Source organism: Marinobacter iranensis (genome assembly GCF_029207565.1).
Lineage (GTDB): Bacteria > Pseudomonadota > Gammaproteobacteria > Pseudomonadales > Oleiphilaceae > Marinobacter > Marinobacter iranensis.
In genome coordinates this window covers 1-277 of the sequence record NZ_JANCMW010000108.1, presented here as the reverse complement: position 1 = coordinate 277, position 277 = coordinate 1, and the positions used below count along the sequence as shown (strand labels likewise).

At 62.1% G+C, this 277-nt stretch carries 1 pseudogene; it reads right to left on the bottom strand.

Annotation, left to right across the window (positions count from 1 at the left end):
- A pseudogene (locus tag NLU14_RS21640) lies at window positions 1–277 on the bottom strand (class I poly(R)-hydroxyalkanoic acid synthase); the annotation flags it as partial.

Genomic DNA, 277 nt, shown 5'->3' with positions numbered 1-277 from the left:
CTTGAGCTTGCCCTTGCCCGGAATCCGCGCGCCCTTGGCCGGAACCCTGGCGGCATCGAGCGCGTCGAGCCAGCCGATCCAGTCGGGCCACCAACTCCCCTTGGTCTCTTTTGCTCCCGCGAAAAACTCGGCGAGCGTCCCGACTTTCTCCGAATTGGTCCAATATTGATATTTCTGCGCGGAGGGCGGGTTCACCACGCCGGCGATATGCCCCGATCCGGCCAGCACGAACTTGAGCGGCCCCTTGAAATAATGGGTGATCTTCCAGACGCTCTGC